Origin of the sequence: Undibacterium sp. Ji50W (assembly GCF_049340445.1) — a bacterium.
Classification (GTDB): domain Bacteria; phylum Pseudomonadota; class Gammaproteobacteria; order Burkholderiales; family Burkholderiaceae_D; genus Undibacterium.
The window spans coordinates 794,472-816,620 of sequence record NZ_JBMPOX010000001.1 but is presented as its reverse complement, the minus strand read 5'-3'; the positions used below and the strand labels follow the sequence as shown (position 1 = coordinate 816,620).

At 52.8% G+C, this 22,149-nt stretch carries 23 protein-coding genes; 14 read left to right on the top strand and 9 right to left on the bottom strand.

Annotated elements, in window-relative coordinates; genetic code table 11:
* Positions 1–10 precede the first annotated feature (10 nt).
* Genes ACO0K9_RS03665 through ACO0K9_RS03640 form a run of 6 tightly spaced genes read left to right on the top strand, consistent with a single transcriptional unit; the run spans position 11 to position 3,567 of the window.
* Complete coding sequence (locus ACO0K9_RS03665) at positions 11–790, top strand: FliM/FliN family flagellar motor switch protein (RefSeq protein WP_422981858.1); 780 nt, start codon at positions 11–13, stop codon at positions 788–790.
* A 41-nt stretch (positions 791–831) separates the two neighbouring features.
* A complete protein-coding gene (locus tag ACO0K9_RS03660; RefSeq protein ID WP_422981856.1) occupies positions 832–1,146 on the top strand; it encodes a FliM/FliN family flagellar motor switch protein in 315 nt (104 codons plus the stop codon).
* On the top strand, positions 1,146–1,577 hold the full coding sequence (locus tag ACO0K9_RS03655) for a flagellar biosynthetic protein FliO (RefSeq protein WP_422981854.1): 432 nt from the start codon (positions 1,146–1,148) through the stop codon (positions 1,575–1,577). The genes ACO0K9_RS03660 and ACO0K9_RS03655 overlap by 1 nt, the downstream gene beginning before the upstream one ends.
* Complete coding sequence (gene fliP, locus ACO0K9_RS03650; RefSeq protein WP_422981852.1) at positions 1,570–2,346, top strand: flagellar type III secretion system pore protein FliP; 777 nt, start codon at positions 1,570–1,572, stop codon at positions 2,344–2,346. The genes ACO0K9_RS03655 and fliP overlap by 8 nt, the downstream gene beginning before the upstream one ends.
* Before the next feature lie 12 nt (positions 2,347–2,358).
* A complete protein-coding gene (locus tag ACO0K9_RS03645) occupies positions 2,359–3,111 on the top strand; it encodes a sigma-70 family RNA polymerase sigma factor (protein WP_422981850.1) in 753 nt (250 codons plus the stop codon).
* 33 nt (positions 3,112–3,144) lie between these two features.
* Positions 3,145–3,567: a hypothetical protein gene (locus ACO0K9_RS03640; RefSeq protein WP_422981848.1), complete on the top strand. Its 423-nt coding sequence runs from the start codon at positions 3,145–3,147 to the stop codon at positions 3,565–3,567.
* Here ACO0K9_RS03640 and ACO0K9_RS03635 read toward each other — a convergent pair.
* The 3 genes from ACO0K9_RS03635 to ACO0K9_RS03625 form a co-directional block, all read right to left on the bottom strand.
* Positions 3,564–4,322 (bottom strand): FliH/SctL family protein, encoded by a 759-nt coding sequence (locus ACO0K9_RS03635; protein ID WP_422981846.1) that lies wholly within the window; start codon positions 4,320–4,322, stop codon positions 3,564–3,566. The two genes, ACO0K9_RS03640 and ACO0K9_RS03635, sit on opposite strands and share 4 nt — an antisense overlap.
* A gap of 378 nt (positions 4,323–4,700) precedes the next feature.
* On the bottom strand, positions 4,701–5,579 hold the full coding sequence (locus ACO0K9_RS03630; RefSeq protein ID WP_422981844.1) for a hypothetical protein: 879 nt from the start codon (positions 5,577–5,579) through the stop codon (positions 4,701–4,703).
* Positions 5,580–5,656: 77 nt separating this feature from the next.
* Positions 5,657–6,034 carry a nuclear transport factor 2 family protein gene (locus ACO0K9_RS03625; protein WP_422981842.1) on the bottom strand — a complete coding sequence of 126 codons (378 nt, stop codon included), beginning with the start codon at positions 6,032–6,034 and terminating at the stop codon, positions 5,657–5,659.
* A gap of 247 nt (positions 6,035–6,281) precedes the next feature.
* Here ACO0K9_RS03625 and ACO0K9_RS03620 point away from each other — a divergent pair, with 247 nt between their 5' ends.
* Positions 6,282–6,509: a hypothetical protein gene (locus tag ACO0K9_RS03620; protein ID WP_422981840.1), complete on the top strand. Its 228-nt coding sequence runs from the start codon at positions 6,282–6,284 to the stop codon at positions 6,507–6,509.
* A gap of 10 nt (positions 6,510–6,519) precedes the next feature.
* Here ACO0K9_RS03620 and ACO0K9_RS03615 read toward each other — a convergent pair whose 3' ends face one another.
* Together ACO0K9_RS03615 and ACO0K9_RS03610 are read right to left on the bottom strand one after the other, a co-directional pair.
* Positions 6,520–6,909 carry a nuclear transport factor 2 family protein gene (locus ACO0K9_RS03615; RefSeq protein ID WP_422981838.1) on the bottom strand — a complete coding sequence of 130 codons (390 nt, stop codon included), beginning with the start codon at positions 6,907–6,909 and terminating at the stop codon, positions 6,520–6,522.
* Between the two features lie 298 nt (positions 6,910–7,207).
* Positions 7,208–7,648, bottom strand: a complete 441-nt coding sequence (locus ACO0K9_RS03610) for a YybH family protein (RefSeq protein WP_422981836.1) — start codon at positions 7,646–7,648, stop codon at positions 7,208–7,210.
* A gap of 78 nt (positions 7,649–7,726) precedes the next feature.
* On the opposite strand from ACO0K9_RS03610, the gene ACO0K9_RS03605 reads away from it, so the two are divergent.
* Positions 7,727–8,695, top strand: coding sequence for an AraC family transcriptional regulator (locus ACO0K9_RS03605; protein ID WP_422981834.1), 969 nt, complete (start codon positions 7,727–7,729; stop codon positions 8,693–8,695).
* A 78-nt stretch (positions 8,696–8,773) separates the two neighbouring features.
* Here ACO0K9_RS03605 and ACO0K9_RS03600 read toward each other — a convergent pair whose 3' ends face one another.
* Complete coding sequence (locus ACO0K9_RS03600; protein ID WP_422981832.1) at positions 8,774–10,801, bottom strand: GDSL-type esterase/lipase family protein; 2,028 nt, start codon at positions 10,799–10,801, stop codon at positions 8,774–8,776.
* 357 nt (positions 10,802–11,158) lie between these two features.
* Positions 11,159–12,229 (bottom strand): diguanylate cyclase domain-containing protein, encoded by a 1,071-nt coding sequence (locus ACO0K9_RS03595; RefSeq protein WP_422981830.1) that lies wholly within the window; start codon positions 12,227–12,229, stop codon positions 11,159–11,161.
* 613 nt (positions 12,230–12,842) lie between these two features.
* Here ACO0K9_RS03595 and ACO0K9_RS03590 point away from each other — a divergent pair.
* Positions 12,843–14,993: a family 78 glycoside hydrolase catalytic domain gene (locus ACO0K9_RS03590; protein ID WP_422981828.1), complete on the top strand. Its 2,151-nt coding sequence runs from the start codon at positions 12,843–12,845 to the stop codon at positions 14,991–14,993.
* Positions 14,994–15,057: 64 nt separating this feature from the next.
* Here the strand turns inward: ACO0K9_RS03590 and ACO0K9_RS03585 are convergent, their stop codons facing one another.
* A complete protein-coding gene (locus ACO0K9_RS03585; protein WP_422981826.1) occupies positions 15,058–16,224 on the bottom strand; it encodes a 4-hydroxybenzoate 3-monooxygenase in 1,167 nt (388 codons plus the stop codon).
* 126 nt (positions 16,225–16,350) lie between these two features.
* Between ACO0K9_RS03585 and ACO0K9_RS03580 the strand changes: the two genes are divergently transcribed.
* On the top strand, positions 16,351–17,241 hold the full coding sequence (locus tag ACO0K9_RS03580; protein ID WP_422981824.1) for a helix-turn-helix domain-containing protein: 891 nt from the start codon (positions 16,351–16,353) through the stop codon (positions 17,239–17,241).
* 15 nt (positions 17,242–17,256) lie between these two features.
* Here ACO0K9_RS03580 and ACO0K9_RS03575 read toward each other — a convergent pair whose 3' ends face one another.
* Positions 17,257–18,030 carry an IclR family transcriptional regulator domain-containing protein gene (locus tag ACO0K9_RS03575; protein WP_422981822.1) on the bottom strand — a complete coding sequence of 258 codons (774 nt, stop codon included), beginning with the start codon at positions 18,028–18,030 and terminating at the stop codon, positions 17,257–17,259.
* Positions 18,031–18,180: 150 nt separating this feature from the next.
* On the opposite strand from ACO0K9_RS03575, the gene pcaH reads away from it, so the two are divergent.
* From pcaH to ACO0K9_RS03555, 4 genes are read left to right on the top strand one after another with little or no spacing between them, the layout of a single operon-like run.
* Positions 18,181–18,873: a protocatechuate 3,4-dioxygenase subunit beta gene (gene pcaH / locus ACO0K9_RS03570; RefSeq protein WP_422981820.1), complete on the top strand. Its 693-nt coding sequence runs from the start codon at positions 18,181–18,183 to the stop codon at positions 18,871–18,873.
* Between the two features lie 13 nt (positions 18,874–18,886).
* Positions 18,887–19,408 (top strand): protocatechuate 3,4-dioxygenase, encoded by a 522-nt coding sequence (locus ACO0K9_RS03565; RefSeq protein WP_422981818.1) that lies wholly within the window; start codon positions 18,887–18,889, stop codon positions 19,406–19,408.
* A gap of 18 nt (positions 19,409–19,426) precedes the next feature.
* Positions 19,427–20,830, top strand: coding sequence for a 3-carboxy-cis,cis-muconate cycloisomerase (pcaB, locus tag ACO0K9_RS03560; RefSeq protein ID WP_422981816.1), 1,404 nt, complete (start codon positions 19,427–19,429; stop codon positions 20,828–20,830).
* Entirely contained in the window at positions 20,827–22,089 is a 1,263-nt protein-coding gene (locus ACO0K9_RS03555; RefSeq protein WP_422981814.1) for an alpha/beta fold hydrolase, read from the top strand. The genes pcaB and ACO0K9_RS03555 overlap by 4 nt, the downstream gene beginning before the upstream one ends.
* Positions 22,090–22,149: the final 60 nt, after the last annotated feature.

Sequence of the window (22,149 nt, the reverse complement as noted above, 5' to 3'; positions counted from 1 at the left end):
GATAGTGAATGTGTCTCCTTATTTATTGCTGAAAAATAGTATTGCCAATGCGATTTCGGCTCAAGTCGAAAACAGTTTGGAACTATGGGCCAAGTCTTGGGATCTACCGGCGGAAAATACGGCCTCTTGCGTACCCGCAAGCCAATACAAAGCCGATTTTTTCTTGAACGCTCACTGCGGGCAGCGGCACTTACAAAATGGCAGCACTGTTTGGTTCCAAATTCCAGAAGCCTTGGCCCGTAGCCTGGAGCAATCTGTATTTGGACTGGATAAGGCAGATGCTACTGTTGAAAGAAATAAAAGTGCTTCATTTGCCGGTAAAGTAATTGTGGAAGCGCTGGATGAACTCATCGACAAAATCATCAGTGCGATCTGCCAGCTTGAAATTCAGCCAGAATCGGCCGTTTTTTTACCCCCGGCACATTTATTCAAACGTGGATCTGGTGCAGTTATTTGCGAGATAAGTATCGGGGCAAACGTGCTACGCGTTTTACTGCCAACTGCAGCAATACCTCAAATCGGGAAGACGCAAACGGCACGCTCAAAATTGGGGCTGATTTCTTTGCATGAAGCTTTGAAAAAAACACCGGTGAACCTGCATGTAGAAGTAAGTGACGCCGAATTGACTCTGGGATACTTGAGTACCTTGGCTATTGGTGACGTATTGAAATTGCCCAATAAGCTAGACCAGACTTTGAGGGTGATGACAGCGGATCATATTACTGTATGTAATGCCCATCTTGGTAGCTCAGCAGGATCACTTGCTATCGAAGTCGTAAAACCTCATTGATGCTAATGATAAGCAGCATAGTAGAGTAAATAGGAAACAAAATGAATTCATCAACACACGCCATCGAATTATCAGAGTTGAGCGCACATGCGCCAGGTCAATCTTTATTGAATGGTAATTTGAATGTAGTCCAGGGCGTAAAAGTCAAACTCTCAATCAGGGTAGGGGAGACCGAGGTCAGTATTGGCGAACTCATGACTATGCGAGAGAACCATATTCTGAAATTAAATACTGCTGTTGATGCACCTGTCGATGTTTTATTGGATGGCAATGTGGTTGCCAGAGGTGTATTGGTTGCTGTCGATGACAATTTTGGCGTGCAAATTTCTGAGTTGCCGCAATCGGACAAAAAGTAATGTTTCGTTATTTGGTGCAAGCATGGTATCTGCGCTGCTTCTTTGCATTCGGAATTTTTTTCGAAGCTGGAATGGCCGTGGCCCAAACTTCTGTTGCCACTCCACATACGACCATCCCGTTCAAGCAAGACAAGCAATCGAATGATACGATGGCTTATCAGAGTATTGCAGCCTTGTTCCTGGCATCCTGCGCAGCTTACGGCATTGTCCTTGGCCTGAAACGGTATAGAGATAAAATCGGGGGTGGAGGGATCAAGTCTTCACGCAGGCTGAGAACTGTCGAAGCCATTCGCCTGGGCAAAACAAGCATGCTGTATGTTGTTGAATATAATGGGGAAGAATTGTTGATCGCCGAAAGCACGCATGGCTTGCAACTGCTCAATAGTAGCCCCGTCAAGCCTCAGGATGAAAGTGTGGCGAGTGATGTTTAAGACCCGGCTCTCGCAATGCCTGAAAGCTGGCTTGCTCATATTGACCCTGTTCGCAGTTAGTCAAAGTATGGCTGCCAACGGCTCCGTTTTCTCGTTGCCTGGCATAGATGTGCGTGTTGCGAATGATATCTCGCAAACGTCGCAAGTATCTGCTGCGCTGAAAGTGCTATTAGGGTTAACGGTTCTGAGCCTGGCACCGGCCTTATTGGTATCAGTGACTTCGTTTATTCGTATCATTGTTGTTCTTTCGATGATGCGACATGCTATTGGCATGCCTGAAACGCCTCCCAATACAGTGCTTATCAGCTTGGCTTTGTTCCTGACATTGTTCACTATGTCACCAGTGCTGACGCAAGTAAATCAAAACGCTTTTCAACCGTTTATGGATGGAAAAATGGCCGCCGGGCCTGCGTTTGAAAATGGATTAAAGCCTATTAGAGAATTTATGGTGCGCCAAACGCGTGAGCAGGATTTACAGCTAATGGTAGAAATTGCCAAAAGCCCTGAACCAAAGACCATAGATGATATTTCAACGGTACAGTTAATACCTGCATTCATGTTATCTGAGTTGCGATCTGCATTTCAAATCGGTTTCGTCATCTTTTTGCCGTTTGTTTTGATCGACTTAATTGTCTCCACCATCTTGATGTCGTTGGGCATGATGATGGTGCCTCCTGTATCAATCTCTCTCCCCTTGAAAATACTGATGTTCGTGTTGATTGATGGCTGGAATATCGTCATACGAGCCTTGCTGGGTACTTTTCAATAGTTTATTCGCCACGTGTCGAAGATAGATCAATCGCAAAAATACGACTCAACACCCCCAATAGCAGAAGCAATTTTATGGAATAGCATGCAAAGTGGGGATGACTTGGCACGTCAGCGATTAATAGAAAATTATTTGCCGTTTGCACGTGTACTAGCAGCCAAGCTTTTCGCAAAACGCATTGATAATGATCTCGATTTTGCAGAGTATATGCAGCTAGCCAGCATGGGGTTGATACATGCAGTGGATCAGTTTGACCATACTAAAGGGATATTGTTTACCACCTTTGCTTCTCATCGCATCAATGGTTCAGTTCTGAATGGCTTGGAACAGATGACCGAGAAGCGAGAGCAAATAGCGACCCGAAAGCGGCTGTATGAGGAGCGACGCTTATCAGTAAAATCAGTTATTTCTGAGCCCGAATTGGATACTTTCCAGCAATTGGCTGAGATCGCTATTAGCTTTGCCTTAGGGTATATGCTAGATAACCCCCTCGCTTATCATCATGCTGAAGCCACTATTGAAGATAGCGTTTACGGCGGTTTGGAGTTAAAACAGTTGCGCGAGAAGGTGAGGGCACTTGTCGATCGTTTGCCACATAAAGAACGCATTATTATTAAATCGCACTACCTGAACCATCTGCCTTTTAATGTAATCGCTGAGACTTTACAGTTAACCAGGGGCAGGATTTCGCAATTACATAAAAATGCCCTAAAATTATTGCATAAGGCCATACGAAATTCTGAACTGCGGGATGTAGTATTGTAAGGTAAGTAGCGTCGGTTTAAAAAGGAAAACGCAATGGCAGGAATAGACAGCATCAATCAAATTGTCGCTCTAATGCGTACGCAAATGGCGAATAAGGTTCGTCATGCAGGTAAATCTGCAAATGCGGTTAAAGGTGAAGCAAGCAAAAAAAAGGACCGCCAAAAATCACCTGAAGGGCCAGATAAAATTGAAAAATTGGTGTCTCTGCGAATTAAGAGCATCAACCCAGATGACCCCAAGAAAGGTAAAAAAGTCTTTAGAATTTTTTTGGAATCTGTTTTGCTGAGTGAATTAGGTGAAGATTTGATTAACGACCCGATTTTCTATCAAATGGTGAATGATATCCAGGCGGCCATGGAGGAAGATCCACAAATCGCATCATTAATAGACAAGGCTGTTGCCGACCTGTTAGGAAAAGACTCCACATCCGCAACCGACGGTAAAGCCAATATTTAAGAGGCTTGAGATTTTCGCGCCGACAGCAGTGTCATCCGCAAATTTTCTAATTGCGTTTCTAATCTGGCATCCAGATCACCCACTGGTGTTTCGAGTATGCATCCGCCCAAAGCTATGTCTGAATCAGCTATCCATGATATTTGTTCCAACGTCTGTGCCGGCAATGTCGATTCAAGAACACCGCCACTTTCGAGAATTTTGAAATCAGAAGGGTTGAGCCTGATCACCAGTTTTTCTCTGACACTGACTCTTTGGGCAACCTGTCTCACAATAGCCTTAACACCATCCTGTGAAACAACGGTATCGCCAAGAATTTTGCAGACAGACTCAAATGCAACTGCCACAGCCAAGTCTTCAATCCCTTTAATGCCGGTTTCGACCGCCATTGGCAATTTCTCGGTAATCGACTTAATTCGGGAAAATTCTGCTGCAAATTCAGATTTAGCCTCTTCCATGCCCGCCTGACGCCCTTCGCGCAATCCGCGCTGACGGCCCAACTCACGAGCAGCCTCGGCCTCATCCTTAATTTGTGCCAATACCGAAAGACGAGCCTGTTCAACCAGGTCTGCTACTGCTTTATTTGGATCGACCGGTTTGGTAATATTTGGCCCAGGCAAGACTGCGCCTACATTTGCCGTGCCATTGGTAGTGGTCGGCAAGCTATCGGAATTGACTGGAGATGTATCTTTCGTAGCCCGCGTAGCCAGCGTACGTTTATGGCCAGATAAAGTTGCCGAGCGAATAATTGATGCCATGGTAGTTCTGTAGAGGTTAACAGGGCAATGATACCTGTTGAATGAGAATTTGGTGCGGTGAATGCGAAAATAGTGAAGTTGCGTAGCTCAAGAACCGGGAGCACCCGGGGGATATGGAATTACGTAAGAGGACTCCTGTTGCCGCCACTTTAATATGTTCTTTAATTTCGCATAATTTATATTATGTAAAATAGCTTCTAGAGCTAAGAGATGGATTTTGTCAAAAATATCCGCCGCAATTTGGACAATCTTTTCCTCTTTTGAGTACGCTGACATCTTATTGAGGTGTTTAGCGACATCATTATGGGGTGTTCAATGAATCGGCTGAATAGATACAAATTGATGTCCGTGGAAATCCGACGAATATGTGATGTTCGATTAAATCTTGTATCGACCGGTGGCGTGAAGGGTCGCGACTGTTTTTTTGACCTGTGTACGCGTAGCACCAAACCTACTCATACCTTCTGGTACCTGCTCAATACAAAAAAAACAATCGAAGTACTTTCCTGCGAGTCCTTCTCTATTCTGACGAAGAAGCTTTCTTTTAACTGCACCAACACTAGAAGCTTGACCTGAGTCTCGTAACCTGCGCGATAGGGATCTGGCCCAAGCATCAAACGCGTCGTTGTTTAAATGGGTCTTTACATAGTTCTCGATCAAGTAGACGAACCATTGTTCCGCTAACTGCGAAAACCACTGCCCAGAACTTACAGGGATTTTTACTATCTCTTTTGCAGCAATGCCCGCATCCCCAGTTTGGAGTAAATGTGAATAGAACGTCCGAAAACCTCTCATCGCATCTGCTGGATTGATTTCCTCTGTCGGCGCCACTATACAGAACGCAGGCGATGGCCGTATGGGTGAGTATTGACCGTTTAGATATGCGCCGTAACATGCAGAGACTGCAACTAGTAGATTAAATCGAGTCGCAATATTTAGTTGCGTGAGTAATTCGCCCCACTCCGCCCAATCGAGGGTGCTGCCATTTTCAAACTCGATTCCTTCTGTTGGTGATCCATGACACTCGACGTGGAGCAATGGTCGATCCCCGTTGGCAGCAGCTGCATTCGTGAGCTCTTTAAGAAAATTTCGGAACTCTTGCGCACTGTGGCAGTTGAAAGCGACTATCTCCAGCGCCGGAGCATACTCTTTAACTAAGCTCGTCAGGAGCTCGACTAAGATCTCGCCAGTCTGAACTTCATGGAGTTCCAGCGATTGGACGATAACAAACTTTGATATTGTGAATCCGACGGCCATAGGTTCTCCCTGGTTTGACACCCGCAACAGAGCCCGTCAATGACAGGCAATACCCTATACGAATAGTTGTGGACATGTCAGGCACCTACGGCGTCGAGAAAGACATAGAGAGAGTGGATGCGACCGTTCTCAAAATGTGCGATATCCATACCCGTGACGGCTATAGGACCGCCCTGCGGGCCGGAACTCCATTTCAGGCGGCCAATACCGTGGTGCCCCATCGCTGGACCCAGTGCGCGAAAAACGAAATCCGGCGGCAGGCGAGCAAGCAGCCCAGTAACAGCTTCGGAAATCGCAGCATGGCCTTTGGCGGACGCATGCGGCTCGTTCAGCACGGCATCTTCCGCATAAAGTTCTCGAATCGCCTCGATACGCCGCCCTGCATCGTGTTCGCCAAAAACACGCACAAGGTTTGCCTGCATCAAGCCGTCATAGTCGATTGTGGTGGTGGACATCATTAAACTCCTGTGCCTGCACGGCTGGCTTTGCTCATGGTCATTTTCCGCTTGCTTAGTTGATTAAGATAGTATCCGATTCAATATCAGACTTGTGCTTGCGCCCTGCCCAGCGTGATTTCAATACCGCGTCAATTCGGTTGATTTCGGCCAGTCAGCACGTCAAGGCTTGTAGTGCTGCGGGTACGGTCAGCCTTGGATGACAGTGGTAGCCTGATTGTAAAGCAATTTTCCGAGGTATTCACCCATGCTGCCATCACCTGATCACGCGGTGGCCAGCCTGAACCAGACAACCCAGCAAAACGCCGCCCCGGTGAGCGAAACGTCGGCGGGTCAGGAGTTGCATACCCAAGCAGACCACTTGTCCAGCGCTGTTGCGATCTTCAAACTGAGCGCATCGCGGGAGCCGAACGCGACGCCGCTTGATGGGCGTGGCGCCGCTCCCGCAGGGGTACGACTGGGATTCACCGCGTAACAGCGGGAGTTCACTGTCCCCAAAAAGCGTCCTCTTGCGTTTGGTCGCTAGAGAACAGCCGGATTTCGACAATCTGGCCACCCTCTACGCGAATCAGGTCCACGCCGGGTTGCTTGAGCTTCATGCCGTTGGCCTCGCCAGCGAACTCCAGGGTGATGGCGACCCAATCCCCATTGGCCATGTAGTGGTCGGCACGGGTGATTGCGAACGTGCCCTTGGAAACTTCCATCATCGTGCCGAGCATCGGGCCGACGGCGGCCATGCCCCGGTGCGTGCCGGAAAACCGGTTCTTGCCTGGCTGGTGCCAGATCACATCGGGTGAAATGATACTGCCCAGTGTGGCTTGGTCGTTAGTTTGTACTGCCTTGATGTATGCCTTGGCGATATCGATGTTGTTCATGGTGTGCTCCTGTGTTGACGGGTTGTGAAAGATGCTTGTGCCAGCGCTGGGGCGGTACCCCCGGCAAGGCTAGTGGTGAGAAAGAAAACGCCGGGCAAGTCTCGGCAGGTGCTGGGTTTAATTGCATGAATTCAGAACGTGCTTACGATCTGTAGCGAGCGAGCGTCAGCGGGGTCGGGGTAACAAAAACGCAGCGCAAAAAGCGGAATGTACTCTAAAGTACATGAGCATTTTGAGCAGCGCATGAGCCCCGCGTGGATTCCGATTGCGCTCGCGCAGTAAGATCGCAAACACGTTCTCAGGACATCATGGCCTGCAGGGCTGCCATATTGCGCGTGAACGACCAGTTCACATGCACCACGCGCCACTGGCCGTTGATGAGGCGATAGACCTGTGTGGAGTTCCACGGGGTGCCCGGCTTCTCGCCACCTTGTCCATCAGGAACGAGGTTGATCAGGTTGTAGTGCAGCACCGCGAGGTCGCCGCCATCGCTGACGATCACCTGTGGGTTGGGGAACTCGTTGCGCAAGATGCTGAGCTTGCCCTCGAAGAACTGGCGGAAATACCCGTCCACAGCCTTGCGGCCTTCCAGGCGCATCTCAGTCATAGGATCGAAATAGGTCACGTCCTCGCTGTACATCTCCAGCGCGCCGTCGACATCGCCTTTGTTCCAGCGCTCATTGATTCCCAGCTCCAGGGCAAGGATGGTTTCGGTAATCTTGCTGACGTCTGCCTTCATCATCAGTCCTTTTCAAAGTGGTTTATTTACGGTTATTATTGGACATATTTGGCCAAATTAAACGGTATAAACTGGACAATGAATGATACTTTTAAGACATTGAGATCAAAAAGAGGGCCATACAAAACGGTGACGTCAGTTCAGTCCTCGTCAGAAAGCGCGAAGCTCAATACCGATATTGAGCGTCTGGGCTATCGACCGCAAGCACATTACCAACTCGACCTGGAAGTGTTTAGCATGGCCGACCTGAGGCATCGGGCCGGCAAAGAAGTGCGAATAACGCATCGGTACGAGTTCCACACCTTAGTGTGCGTCACGCGGGGCAAATGCACCCAGATGGTCGATTTCAAGTCGATCTCTTGTGAACCGGGGTCGCTGTTTGTGGTGCGAGCAGGACAGGCCCACAACTATGGACAGGGTGATGATTGGGACGGCTGGAACCTTCTGTTCCGCCCGGAATTCGTCTTATCCGTTTCGACGCCGTCCCGCGATCTCAAGCGCGCGCCCGATCTGGAAAGGCTGCCGGAACACCTGATCCTGAGTAGTCCTGAGCTGGGGAAGGTGATGGACTCTATCTGGCAGATACGTGAGGATACGCTGCTTGACGCGTCGCTGGAGGACGTCCATGCACTGCTGCGCCATCAGCTCCATGCACTCTTGATGCGGCTGAGCATTCTGCATGGCCAACGACAGGCACAAGAGCCGCTGGTCACTCCTGCATCACAACGCTTCAAGCGCTTCCAGCAACTTGTGGAGGAGCGCTTCGCTGAATGGCACCAAGTGGCCGACTATGCCAAGCAACTCGGCTACACGGAAAAAAGTCTGGCGCGGGCAGTAATGGCCGCGATGGGTATGACAGCCAAAACCTTTATTGCTGCGCGCATCAACCTGGAAGCGAAGCGCCTGCTGGCGCATACCGACTTGCATGTTGGCACCATCGCAGAGAAGCTGGGCTTCGAGGAAGCCACCAATTTCAGCAAGTTTTTCAAACGGGAAGTCGCCTGCACCCCGGCCGAGTTCCGACAGCGGCAACGGGCGCCCATCTGATCGTATCCTTGCTCCGGGGTTTAACTTGCTATAGTAAGGGTGTTGCGGATTGCGGCTGAACCATTGCCGACCCCCGCATTACTGTAATGCCTGCGAGTCATTCTCGCGTTGCGGTGGTTGTGCAAGTACCCACATGAAATAGAGTGCTTTGGCGGCCTTGGCGCGGCTGACCAGAAGCTTTGGCTGCAGTTCTTTTCCGTTGATCATGCGTCCGCGTGCAATACCTGCTTCGGAACGGATCAGGCCGAGTTCGTAAGCGTCTTTGAATTTATCCAGATAAGCTGGCGATACATCAACTGCGTCTGTCAACTGATTCCAGCTTACCAGCGGATAATACATTGCGCCCTTTGCGCCGCTATCCAGATTGGGGTCGTAGCCAGACATGCCCGGCACCAGGGTTTTACCGTTATAGGCAGTCATGTACTTCGGTTTGCTTGTGAATCTGGCGTGATAGGCGTCAACCAGAATTCCACTCATGACTTCACGTGTTAATGTTAGGGGAGCATCCGCATACTGAGTCAATGTGGCACGCTGCACCTGCATCAATGTGCACAGTGCAGTGATGAATTCACTGGTCTGCATGGTGGCGGCGGGATTGAAATATCCTTGCGCATCTTTGTGCAGCACGCCGAGTTGCAATAGTTTTTCGATCTGATTCCGGTAGTAGGCGTTTTCTCCGCTGACGATGTCCTTGGCAATTTCTGGATAAATCGTGCTCCAGTCATTGGCGGCAATAGCTGACTGAACATCGCCTCTGAGTGAGGCGGCAATATGGGCTGCAAGTGGATCGCCGCTTTTGCCCAGATGCACCAGTTCGGTTGCTACAATGCGCGCATATTGCTTCGCCATCGATTCCTTGAAATGTGTCCCGTCTATTTTCTGGGCCGGATGGCCGTTGGCATAACTGCCATCATTGGTTTTACCCGGTGTTTCGCCTGCTTCCAGCGACATCACCATCGCCGTGGTTGCTGCAACACCATTCTGGTTGAAATACTCGACGCTGAGCGAATTGAGATCAACCACGGTGATGCCGAGTTCGGCACCAATTTTTTTCATTAAATCGGGAAAGCGCCGTTTGTTAAATGAGTTGACGTAGATATAATCTGGTTTGGCTGCACCGTTGACGCGCGACATCGGCGTGACCAGTACCGGCAGCATACCGCGCGCACGAATCGCAGGCAGGTAGACATCCCGGATCATCGCTTCGTACATGGCTTCGGTTGCGCCGCGTCCTAGCCGGCGCATTTCGTCTTGACTCTCATCGTTGTGGCCAAACTGGATCAGCACGATGTCGCCGATATAGCCACTCATCAACAGATCATTGAAGCGTCCTTCAGAATAGGCACTACGGAACGAACGCCCGCCCTGTGCGTAATTGACGACCCTGACTTTTTCCTGGTCAAACAATTGATCGAAAACTTGCCCCCAGCCGCTCATCGGTGCCTCGTCGAAGGTATACGACTTCATGGTCGAGTCGCCCAAGGTGTAGATGGTTGGCAGCACATTGGCTGGACGCACTTGCGCTGGGATCGGTGTGATGATGATTTCTTCCACGCCAACCGGTGTATTGAGTTTCTTTGGTTCAATTTCGATATCGATGAATTGCTGACCATTGACGTAGCGGTAAGACCAGTCTTTTCCATTCGTAGCAATACGCGTTAAATTCGGCAACAAGCCCGCAGCATCCCAGAATGTAGAAGGAATCAAGCGACTAGCCTGCATGCCCGAGACCGATACAGTGGTATCGCTGGCATTCGATGTGGTGCGTACCCGGATAGCGTAGGCTCCGGGTGCAGCTTTGATTCGAAACGCCATGCCGAAATTATTGTAATTATCTTTCTCGAAGCCCTTCTCTGCTTCAAACGCCGGTTCGCTAATCACAAAACCATTGCCGTCGCTGCGAATCTGCGCAGTGTGTACCACACGCGCAGGGAAAGCACCGGTCTGCTCGATAAAACCGTATCCGGCTTTGGCGTCGAACAGTGGTGCGCCTGTACCATCATTCCAATTGACATTGGTAGCGCCGGGTTGGGTTTGATGTGAGAAATTGAAGCGCATCTCCGCAGATGCTGCCGTGATGCCGGGCGATACTGATGCTGCCTGCACGGGGGATGTCAGGTAAAAAAATGCAGCTACCAAACTGCCGATGCCAGCGCGCGTGACCATATGAAAAGTTAGATGCGTTGAATTATTCATTACCTCGTCGTCCATTCCATTGATAGAGTGCGCCTAAAAGCGAATGCAAAAGTGTACGTGGGAAGTCTGTGAAATAGCAATGGCAATCGACAGGCCACAAAAAAACGACCAGTTTCCGGGTCGTTTCTTAATGCAAATTCAGCCGCTGCAGATTATCTTTGGTAGCAAGATCGGATCGTTTGACTCTGAGATCGTAAACACGTTCTAAGTAGGACATTCTTCCACCAGTTCTTCGAAGAGAAGCTATCGCGTAGTATCTCTTTTCCGTCAATCAGTATTTACATCAGCCTGGTTGCACAGCACACTATTTTCCTTACCGCGTTTGGCTTGGTACATGGCGTCATCTGCCAGTTTGAGCAGGTCATTTGTATCGCCGGAATGTTCTTTTGCCATGGCGATTCCGATGCTGACGTCAACGATCACGTCTGTTTCGCCAATACTGATAGGAAGTATGATTTCCTTGCGCATGCGTTCTGCGATCATACCTGCTTCGCCAGCATCGGCATCTGGTGCAAGCAGGGCAAATTCATCTCCACCCAGGCGGCACAATACATCGGTTTCTCTTTTAATTGCGTTCAGGCGTTCGCCTATCGTACGCAAGACAATATCACCAGCCTGATGGCCATACGTGTCATTGATGGGTTTGAACTGGTCCAGATCAAGTACCAGCACTGCGAATTGTCTGTTCGAATGACGTTTTAATCTGGCGAAACTGGCTTTCAGTTCTTCGTTAAAGCGCCAGCGATTCGCCAAGCCGGTTAAATCATCATGTGAAGCCAGATACAAAGTACGTTCATCGCGCAGACGCTGTTCGGTGACATCACGTGCAACGGCATACAGAAAATTAGAGCCAGGTATAGGTGCCGGCGTAGTCCAGTTCAACCAGCGATAACCGCCATCTTTGTGCTGGTAGCGATTGTCAAAACTGATGGTGTCTATGCCCATGCGCAGCTTGTCTACTTCTTGCTTGGTTTTTTCAAGGTCTTCTGGATGTACAAACTCAAGAAAGCTGCGCGATAACAATTCTTCTTGTGTATACCCCAGTGTACGTTCAAATGCCCGGTTGATTTTATGGAAGTACCCGCTGGTTGTGGCAATGCACAGCATATCCAATGACAGACTGAAGAAGGCTTCGCGCTCTTCCACTATTTGTTGAACCAATTCCAGGCCATGCTTTAAAGAGTCTGCCAGTTGGTAATGGTGTTCGGCTTCTTGCTTAAGTGCAGATACCAGCTTATCTAATGACTCCAGCCTTTCAGCGCGAGAGCGCAAGGTTTCCACCAGTTCGCGCAAAGAGGTCTCGTCTATTGGAGGACGTTCAGCTTGAACCATGGTCATTTTCTCTTTTAAAGTCTTGGTAATTTTTATATAAACGCATCTTTATACCTTGCTGATACTTCTCGCATTAGCGTTATCAAGGGCATTTCTGATTTATAGCGTAGTGTGCATATGACCGCAATAGCAGGTTCGTCATGCATTGCTCATGATCAGGATAGAGTTAGCTCAGCGCTGGTTGAAAAAATGTTACGACCAATCTGAATTAATGGCGCCGCCTGATAGACGGCGCACTTTTCATGTAGATGAATTTTGATAATTGATTGATCACAAATTTGGTTTGTTGAACAAGTTTTGGCCAAGCCTAAATAATGCCCGGATGTGTGGCATTTTTCTCGAAAGAGTAAATTTTGATCATGTCCAATGGTTTGTGGTGATATCTGCTTGCATAAAAGTCAGGGCAGCTCATGTACGTTCATCTCTTGCACGTTCATCGAAAAATTAAATGCGCTCAAATGAGGTTCGCACACCTTGCCAAATATCGTTTGGTTCGTCGGTGATTTTCATCATTGGGGCGTCATGGGGTAACATCACAGAATGCGCCCACAGCATGGTAGTGCCTTAGAATAGAGTTCTTGCCAAATGCGATAACGTCCTCAAGCACCGCTACTCGACCATGACATTGTACAGAAAATCCTTTTTGATAGGCGCACTGCTCCTGCTCGCCAGCGCTGTGACCAATGCCCGGGCCCAGGCAACATGGATCTGGTATCCCGGCGACTTTGAAATCTGGTTGAGCAACCAGATGCAGGTTAAACGTATCGAGCGCGATGCTTATTTCATGCCGTTCTGGCGTTTGTACGGCCACCAGCCCCAGCTCAACTTTACCCGCGAGGTGAACCTGCCTGTTGCCGAAGACATCACGGTGCATGTCGAAGGCCGGCATGCTGCGAACATTGACGGTCGCTTCGTACAAGGTGACCAACACCACATCCATGTCCCGGCAGGCAAACATAGAATCAACTTCCAGGTGTTCAATCCTGTGACACCGCCTGCCATTTTTGTGCAGGGCCCAAGCATCCAATCCGACGACAGTTGGCTGGTGGGGCCGCGCCCGAACGCCAGGTCGCCTGAATTAGGCGCGGTCTATGCCGCGCGCTGGAATTTCGATGGTGAGGACCGGCGTCCATCGCAATTCAAGTTGTCAACGCAGGAAATAATGCCAACCAGCCTGAAGCCGGGAGTACAGTCGCTGCTGGTGGATTTTGGTCAGGAGACGATAGGCTTCGTCAAACTGAAGCAGCTTAAAGGCAGCGGCAAGCTTAGCTTTCATTATGGCGAGACTCTGGAAGAGGCCATGGCTACCGAGACCGGCGAAACGCTGGACCGGTTCAGCGTCAATGGGCACGACGGTGAATTCGTGGCACCCGAGTCGCGCGCGTTGCGTTACGTGAACATCCAGTTCGGCGATGGGATGAGCGTGGACGGTGTGTCGCTGCTCTACGAATACCTGCCGCTGACCCGCCACGGCAGCTTCAGAAGCTCGGACGAGGAATTGAACCGCATCTGGGATGTATCCCAGCGTTCACTGGAATTGAACACGCGCGAATTCTTCCTTGACGGTATCAAACGCGACCATTGGGTCTGGGCTGGCGATGCCGTGCAGACCTACCTGATGAATTACTACACCTTCTTCGACAACGAAGCCGTCAAGCGGACCACTTGGGCACTGCGCGGGGCAGACCCAGTCGACATGCACGTTAATACAATTCTCGACTACTCGCTTTACTGGTTCATCGGCATCCGCGACTATTATCAGTATACGGGCGACGCTGCGTTCTTGAAAAGCGTGTATCCGCGTATGGTCACGTTGATGGACTTCGTACTCAAGCGACGCAATGCCAACGGCATGCTGGAAGGCAGGCCTGGCGACTGGGTTTTCGTCGACTGGGCCAAGATGCCCAAGGATGGCGAGCTGAGCGTCATCCAGTTGCTGTTCGCACGCAGCCTGGAGAGCATGGCCGATTGCGCCGACGTCGCCCAGGACCGGGAACATGCGACCCAGTATCGTCAGTTAGCCTATGAGCTTAAGGACAAGATCAAGGCCACGTTCTGGGATACAGAAAAGCAGGCTTTCATCCACAGCCATCAGAATGGAAAATTGAACCGCCTGGTGACGCGCCATCCCAATATGCTTGCGCTGACGCTGGGCTATCTGGATGAGGACCAGGCGGCAGCGGTGAAGCGCAATGTGCTGCTGAACGACAATGTACCGGCAATCACCACTCCGTATATGCGCTTTTATGAGTTGGCAGCATTGGCCCAAAGCGGCCAGCACGACTATGTCATTCGTCAAATAAAGGATTACTGGGGCGGCATGCTGCGCGATGGCGCGACCTGCTTCTGGGAGGAGTACGATCCCAAACAGACCGGTATTGAACGCTACGCGATGTATGGCAAGGCCTTTGGCAAGAGCTTGTGCCATGCATGGGGAGCCAGTCCGCTCTACTTGCTTGGCAAATACTACTTGGGGGTAACGCCGACCCAGCCGGGTTATGCAGAGTATCTTGTCGCACCGCACCTGGGTGGCTTGAAATGGATAGAGGGCAAGGTGCCCACACCGCATGGCGATATCGCAGTCGCCGTCAGCGAAAAACGGATCAGTATCGTCAGTGCAGGTGGCAAGGGTAGCTTACGTTTCATTAGCAGCAGCAAGCCGCACAGTGATTCCGGTATCGTGCGCAGCCTGGGCGGCGATTTGTTTGAGCTGCCCTTGGAGCACGCCGGAAAGTACGTGGTGGATTACACCGCAGCGGCGCAGCAGTAGATTGGTGAGGGCCTGGGTTCAAATGCCCTCGATAGATAGCGGGCGACCTGTCGCGACGAACTGATCAAAATGCGCCGACGTAGTTTTCTGCCAGCGCCGTTGCCATTGCGCGTGAGCTGACCACGCATTCCAGTTCTGCTCGCTGCATTTCACGCTGGAATGGGCTGGCGTCAGTGAAGTTATGCAGCAGGCTGGTCATCCACCACGAAAAGTACTCAGCGCGCCAGATGCGCTTCAAGGCTGCTGCCGTGTAGCCATGCAGCCGGTGTTCTTGCCCCTGGTGGTAAAACTGTTCCAGCCCCTGCGCCAGCAAATGCACGTCTGACACCGCCAGGTTCATGCCCTTGGCACCGGTGGGCGGCACGATGTGTGCGGCATCACCCGCCAGGAACAATCTGCCTGACTGCATGGGCGTAGACACAAAACTGCGCATACCGATGATATTTTTTTGGAAGATACGTCCTTCATTAACCCGCCAACCATCGTTGTTTTCCAGGCGTGCATGCAATTCGGCCCAGATGCGGTCATCCGACCAGTTGTCGACGTGATCGGCAGGATCGTACTGGAAGTACAGGCGCTGCACGGTAGGTGTACGTGTGCTGACCAAAGCGAAACCGCGCTGGTGCTGCGCATAGATCAGTTCATGGGATGATGGTGCTGATTCCACCAAAATGCCGAACCAGCCGAAGCCATAGGTGCGCTGGTAATCCTGACGGCCCTGTGACGGCATCGCTGGTCGCGTGACACCGTGGTAGCCATCACAGCCAATGACAAAGTCGGCCTCGATGCGTGTCGCTGCACCTTGATGGGTGAAGCTGACCGATGGCGCGACCGTGTCAATGCCATGCAATTCCACCTCACTGACCTCGAACAGCAACTGTCCTTGCGCTGCCTGCCGGGCAGCCACCAGGTCCTTGATCACTTCATGTTGCGGATACACGGTGATGGCCTTGCCGGTCAGTTCGGTCAAGTCAATGCGGTGACGACGGCCATCGAAGGCTAGTTCTATCCCATGGTGCAGTGCACCCTCGGCTTGCATGCGGGCACCGACACCGGCGTTCTTCAGAATGTCCATGGTGCCTTGTTCCAGCACGCCGGCACGGATTGTCGCTTCAATCTCTGCCTGGCTGCGCGACTCCAGTACGATGGAGTCTATGCCGTTCAAATGCAGTAGATGGGATAGCAGCAAGCCAGCAGGGCCGGCACCGATGATAGCAACTTGGGTACGCATGATGTCTCCGATATGGTTTTAATATGTCGTCATCGTAGCGCCGGACCGGTCGAAAAAAAATGGATGAAACAGCTTAAAACTTGTACTATTTCGACACTTCATCATTTTTAGCCTATACCATCATCCATGGCCCGCAATGCAAAACCGGCACCATCCGACATCCCACAGTTTGGTCTGTATGGCGAGTATACAAAGGGCGAGAGTGCCGAATTTGTGCACATCGAACTCATAGAAACGCGCAGCCGGGTGCACCACTGGCATATCGAAAAGCATACCCACAGCGGCTTGTTTCAGGTACTTTTTCTTTTTGGCGGCGAGGTCAGTGCCAGCATCAATGGCGCTGTTTGGGAATGCAGCGCGCCGACCGTCATTACCATCCATCCATCGGTGGTGCATGGCTTTGATTTTTCGACAGAGGCGCACGGCTATGTGCTGACGGTGGATCAGAACGTGGTTTTCGCAGTGGCAGAAAATCATGGCGACCTGTACTCTTCACTGTTCGTTGAGCCACTGGCGATTGACCTGGTTGGCCATCCTGAGCTGCGCACGCGGCTGGAGTCACTGTTGCAAAATTTACTGACGGAAGCAGCCTGGCCGCAGTATGGTCACAGGCTGATGCTGGAATGGCTGGCGCGCAGCACCTTGCTGCTGCTGGTGCGCCTGAATGAAGAGCGCCGTTTTGTCGATCAGTCGGGGCGTCGCGACTTTGAATTATTTAGCCACTTCCGCGCTGAGGTGGAGAAGCATTACAAGGATCAATGGCAGCTCAACCAGTATGCGGCTGCGCTGCGTGCTTCGCCAGTAAGCCTGAACCGCCTGTGTCTCAAACTATCCGGCAAATCGGCATTTGACATCACACAAGACCGGCTGATACTGGAAGCCTGCCGCAAGCTGACTTATTTGCCCGCCAGCATCGCCAGCATTGCCTATGAACTGGGGTTTCAGGACCCGGCCTACTTCAGTCGCCTGTTCAAAAAACGCATGGGTTTGACACCCAAGGAATTTCGCAGTAGTTGAGGTGCAGTCACGGTATCACAGCAAGGCATTCAACTCGACCTGGATCTTGATCAGTGCCGGCAGGCATCGCTCCACCATTTGTTCACGCGGCATGCGACCGGCATGCACGCTGATGTTCATGGCTGCCACTACCTCGCCACGAAAATTCTTGAGCGGGACGGCGATAGTGCGCAGCCCCAACTCCAGTTCCTGGTCCACCAGCGCATAGCCTTGCGTGCGGGCATGGGCAATCTCCAGTGCCAGGCGCTGCTTGTTGATGAGGGTGTATTCGGTGATTTGTTCCGGCTGGGCGCGCTCCAGGAATTGCTGGACCTGCTCTGGTGGCAGATGTGCCAGCAGTATCCGTCCGTTAGCAGTGCAGTAGGCAGGCACCCGAGTACCTGGCTGCAGCGTGACGGACACCAACTGCCCGGCACTGGCGGCAGCTACACACACCAATTGATCGTGATCCAGCACGCCAACCGATGCCGCTTCGCCCAACGAATAAGCCAGCCGGTATAGCAAGGGCTGCGCAATGCGCGGCAAGCGTGCTGAATGCAGATAGGATTGCCCCAGACGCAGTACCATCGGTGTCAGCGCGAACAGCTTGTTGTCATGTCGCATGTAGCCAAGATGGGTCAGCGTGATCAGATAACGGCGTGCCGCCGCCCGCGTCAAGCCGGTGCGCTCGGCTACTTCGGCAATGGTCAGGCGGCTGCGCTCCTGGTCGAAGGCAGCGATCACCTGCAAGCCTTTTTCCAGGCTAGCCACCATGTCGCGCTTGGCGGGAAGTTCGGGTTCTGCTGACATAAGACAGGAAAATAAAGAATTTATGTGAATTCGTGCGATTGTCGCACATTTTGTGCGTATAGCGAATGTTGCCTGCATGCGGTGTATTGTGATGCCGGGACACATTTCATACCATGGTTTTCACACAATCTTAATAACAGGAGACCTGTCTTGAAATTCGATGCTATCGCGTCCGGCGTCTATCCGGAACTGATCTATCCACCCTACAAGTCCACGCTGAAGCGCGGCCCTACCCAGCCACTGTTGCGTATCCAGGCAGACCAGCCGGTGCTTGACAATCTGGTTCCCTCGCCGCGCATCCTGCTGCCTAATGACGCCGACCTGACCGCGCGTGGCGTGGGCGAGCCGCTGGGCGAAAAGATCGTCGTTACCGGTCGGGTGTTCGATGAGGATGGCAAACCGGTACGTAATTCGCTGATTGAAGTCTGGCAATGCAATTCCGCTGGCCGTTATTGGCACAAACGCGACCAGCACCAGGCACCCCTCGATCCAAACTTCTACGGCTTTGGCAAGATGATGACTGATGGCGATGGTCGTTACCGCTTCATCACCATCAAACCCGGCCCTTACCCATGGGGTAATCACGACAAGGCATGGCGTCCGGCGCACATCCACTTTTCCTTGTTCGGCAATGTCTATGCACAACGCCTGGTCACCCAGATGTATTTCCCCAGCGATCCGCTGTTCGACTACGACCCTATCTTCCAGAGCATCCCGGACCTGGCCGCACGCCAGCGCCTGATTTCGCGCTACAGCCTGGAACATACAGACAGCGACAAGATGCTGGGCTATGAATTCGACATCGTACTACGTGGCCGCGACGCTACACCCATGGGCATTTAACGGAGAAACCCGCATGAGCAATATCACGACATCACAAACTATCGGTCCCTTCTCGCATGAAGCCTGGCAATGGGCCGTGGATGCAACCGCTGCAACACGGCTGGAAACCACAGTAGCCACCATCACCATTAGCGGTGCTATTTATGACGGCGATGGTCAGCCTGTCAATGATGCCCAGATCGAAGCCTGGCAACCGGCCGAAGCTGGCGCGGAAGCGGCACAAGCGCTGCCGGGTTTTCGCCGCGTGCCAAGTGATGACGCGGGCCGTTTCAGCCTGCGGCTTTCGCAAACTGAAACACCCACCAAGGGTGAGCCGGCCACCTTCATCACGGTATTCGCGCGTGGCCTTGTCAAGCACCAGTTTACCGCCATTTTCCTGGATGACGACAGCGGTCTGGCACAATCTGCCATACTGCAACAGGTGCCGGAAAATCGCCGCCCTACCCTGATTGCCCGCAAAACCGCGCCCGGCACCTATCACTGGGACATCTGGATGCAGACCGATAAGGAAACCGCATTCTTTGACTATGTATGACCTTGCAGCGGAGTTCTCTTGAGCGTATCCATTTTCGACAACTTCCTTACCACGCCGGACATGATCGCCGTCTTTGACGATGCAGCGATCGTGCAAGCCATGTTGCGCTTTGAAGCAGCGCTGGCACAGGCCCAGTCTGAGGAAGGTTTGCTTCCGGCGGCGACGGCGCGTGCCATTGCCGGCGTCTGCAATGCGCAACTGTATGACATTCCTGCCATCGTCAATGCTGGCCGCCGCGCTGGCAGTCTGGCGATACCGCTGGTGCACGAGCTGACACGCACCGTGGCGCTGTACGATGCAGAAGCGGCGACGCGTGTCCATTGGGGCAGCACCAGCCAGGACGTGATCGACACCGCCATGGTGCTAGCCACGCGTGACGCACTGCAGTTGCTGGACGATGGCTTGCATGAGCTGACCAGTCACCTGCTGCAATTGGCAGACCTGCACATTGCGACGCCGGTGCTGGCACGCACGCTGATGCAACCGGCGCAAGTCAGCAGTTTTGGCTTTAAAGTGGCTGGTTGGCTGGCACCGCTGGTGCGCGCACGCGCACGCCTGCGCGAGTGTGCGGCACGGGCCTTGCAACTACAATTGGGTGGCGCAGTCGGCACCCTGGCCGTAATGGGTGAGCAAGGTGCGGCGGTGGCGGCACGCGTGGCCCTCGATCTGGGCCTGAAGGTGGCGGACGCTGCCTGGCATACGCAACGCGACGAATGGGTGCGACTGGGGCTGGAAGTCGCAGTCCTGACGGGTAGCCTGGGCAAGATCGCGACCGATGTCAGTCTGATGGCACAAGGTGAAATCGCCGAACTGGCTGAACCATCTGGCCAGGGGCGCGGCGGTTCTTCTGCCATGCCGCACAAACGCAATCCGGTATCGTCCATGATCACGCTGGCGGCAGCCATCCGCACGCCGCAGCATGGCGCGGCGCTACTGGCCAGCATGGGGCAGCAACACGAACGCGGGCTGGGTAACTGGCAAGCCGAACTTGCCGAGTGGCCCGGTCTGTTTCTTAGCGCGCACGGCGCGTTACAGGCACTGAACGACGCTTTTGCAGGCTTGCAAGTGGATACCGGCCGTATGCTACGCAATATCGACGCTCTGCAAGGGCTGGTATTTGCCGAAGCAGCATCGGCGGCACTGGCAGCCAGTATCGGCCGTCCGGCAGCTCACCGGTTGCTGGAGAAAATGAGCAGCGAAGCGCTGGCCAGTCAGCGTCATTTGGCGGATGTGCTGGCCGATGTGGTACAAGCCGACGCCAGCTTGCGCCAACAAGTTGATCTGCCCGCCCTGACGGCACTATTCGATCCAGTCGCCGCTACCGTACCCGCACAGCGCCTGGCACGGCAACAACTGGTCCGCCTGCGCAGCGACATTGCGGCACAAAATACTCCCCACTTTTATCACAGGACTATCGCATGAGCTTTGATCCTATCGACCACGATTTTGAGCGTGGGCTACACAATCGCCGCAGCATCCTGGGCGACGCCTGGGTGGACCGCTCGCTGGCCGGTGCCAACAGCTTCAACGCCGAATTCCAGAACCTGATTACACGTTTTGCCTGGAATGAAATCTGGGGCCGGCCAGGTCTGGAGCAACAGACCCGGCGTGCCATTGTCCTTGCCATCACGATTGCGCTGGGGCGCTGGGAAGAATTCGATCTGCATGTGCGGGCCGCACTGCTGGGCGATGACACTAACCGCCTGACGCCGGACCAGTTGAAAGAGGTCTTGATACAGTCGGCCATCTATGCTGGCGTGCCTGCTGCCAACACCGCGTTTACCCATGCGCAAGTGATCCTGCGTGAAGTGGGGCCGCAGATCGGCTATGAACTTGCCCCGCTGTCACCGTATGTGACCTGCCACCCCGGTATTGGTCATGCTGCCCGTAGCAGTGGCCAACCGGCGCTGCACTACACTACCCGCTTGCCACGTAACGGCAAGGTGCCGCGCCATACGGTGGTACTGAGCCACGCACTGGGTTGTGACCTGAGCATGTGGGACGACCTCGCCAATCTGCTGGCCGAAGATTGCCGGGTGATTGCCTACGACCATCGCGGTCATGGCAGTTCCGAAACACCCGCAGGCATGTACAACATGGCCGACCTGGCCAACGATGCGGCAAGCCTGCTGCGTGAACTGGATACCGGGCCGGTCGTCTGGATAGGTTTGTCGCTGGGCGGGATGGTGGGGCAGGAACTGGTACTACGCCATCCGTCGCTGATACAGGCACTGGTGCTGGCCCATACTACCTCAGGCTATCCCGATGCCGCGCGTGAGGCCTGGCGCCAACGTATCGCTACCGTGCGCGAGGGCGGCATCGAAGCCATCGCCGATGCTGTGATGGGGCGTTATTTTCATGAGCAGTTTCGCATCGATCACGCAGCCACGGTCGCCCGCTTTCGCCGTCGCGTGGTCAACACAGATGCAGCAGGCTATATTGCTTGCTGCCATGCGGTCGGCGCAATCGATACAACTGCTCGGCTGAGTGCCATCACTGCGCCGACGCTGGTGATTGCTGGCGAGCTGGACCAGGGCACGCCAGTGGAGATGGCGCGCACACTGGTGGCCAACATCCCCGGCGCACAGTTGACGATACTGGCTCAGGCTTCGCATCTGGGCTATGTCGAACAACCGCAAGCCTTCACGCTGGCTGTCCGGGAATTTATAACCATACTGTGAACCGATGCTGGCCATCAGAGGGTCCGCCGGGCACGGATAAACGCTTAAGTCCAGACGACG

Coding starts and splice junctions, on each gene's coding strand:
- ACO0K9_RS03660 (WP_422981856.1), top strand. CDS start 832: ATGAATTCATCAACACACGCCATCGAATTATCAGAGTTGAGCGCACAT.
- ACO0K9_RS03655 (WP_422981854.1), top strand. CDS start 1,146: ATGTTTCGTTATTTGGTGCAAGCATGGTATCTGCGCTGCTTCTTTGCA.
- fliP (WP_422981852.1), top strand. CDS start 1,570: ATGTTTAAGACCCGGCTCTCGCAATGCCTGAAAGCTGGCTTGCTCATA.
- ACO0K9_RS03640 (WP_422981848.1), top strand. CDS start 3,145: ATGGCAGGAATAGACAGCATCAATCAAATTGTCGCTCTAATGCGTACG.
- ACO0K9_RS03635 (WP_422981846.1), bottom strand. CDS start 4,322: ATGGCATCAATTATTCGCTCGGCAACTTTATCTGGCCATAAACGTACG.
- ACO0K9_RS03630 (WP_422981844.1), bottom strand. CDS start 5,579: ATGGCCGTCGGATTCACAATATCAAAGTTTGTTATCGTCCAATCGCTG.
- ACO0K9_RS03625 (WP_422981842.1), bottom strand. CDS start 6,034: ATGTCCACCACCACAATCGACTATGACGGCTTGATGCAGGCAAACCTT.
- ACO0K9_RS03620 (WP_422981840.1), top strand. CDS start 6,282: ATGCTGCCATCACCTGATCACGCGGTGGCCAGCCTGAACCAGACAACC.
- ACO0K9_RS03615 (WP_422981838.1), bottom strand. CDS start 6,909: ATGAACAACATCGATATCGCCAAGGCATACATCAAGGCAGTACAAACT.
- ACO0K9_RS03610 (WP_422981836.1), bottom strand. CDS start 7,648: ATGAAGGCAGACGTCAGCAAGATTACCGAAACCATCCTTGCCCTGGAG.
- ACO0K9_RS03605 (WP_422981834.1), top strand. CDS start 7,727: ATGAATGATACTTTTAAGACATTGAGATCAAAAAGAGGGCCATACAAA.
- ACO0K9_RS03595 (WP_422981830.1), bottom strand. CDS start 12,229: ATGACCATGGTTCAAGCTGAACGTCCTCCAATAGACGAGACCTCTTTG.
- ACO0K9_RS03590 (WP_422981828.1), top strand. CDS start 12,843: ATGACATTGTACAGAAAATCCTTTTTGATAGGCGCACTGCTCCTGCTC.
- ACO0K9_RS03585 (WP_422981826.1), bottom strand. CDS start 16,224: ATGCGTACCCAAGTTGCTATCATCGGTGCCGGCCCTGCTGGCTTGCTG.
- ACO0K9_RS03580 (WP_422981824.1), top strand. CDS start 16,351: ATGGCCCGCAATGCAAAACCGGCACCATCCGACATCCCACAGTTTGGT.
- ACO0K9_RS03575 (WP_422981822.1), bottom strand. CDS start 18,030: ATGTCAGCAGAACCCGAACTTCCCGCCAAGCGCGACATGGTGGCTAGC.
- ACO0K9_RS03565 (WP_422981818.1), top strand. CDS start 18,887: ATGAGCAATATCACGACATCACAAACTATCGGTCCCTTCTCGCATGAA.
- ACO0K9_RS03555 (WP_422981814.1), top strand. CDS start 20,827: ATGAGCTTTGATCCTATCGACCACGATTTTGAGCGTGGGCTACACAAT.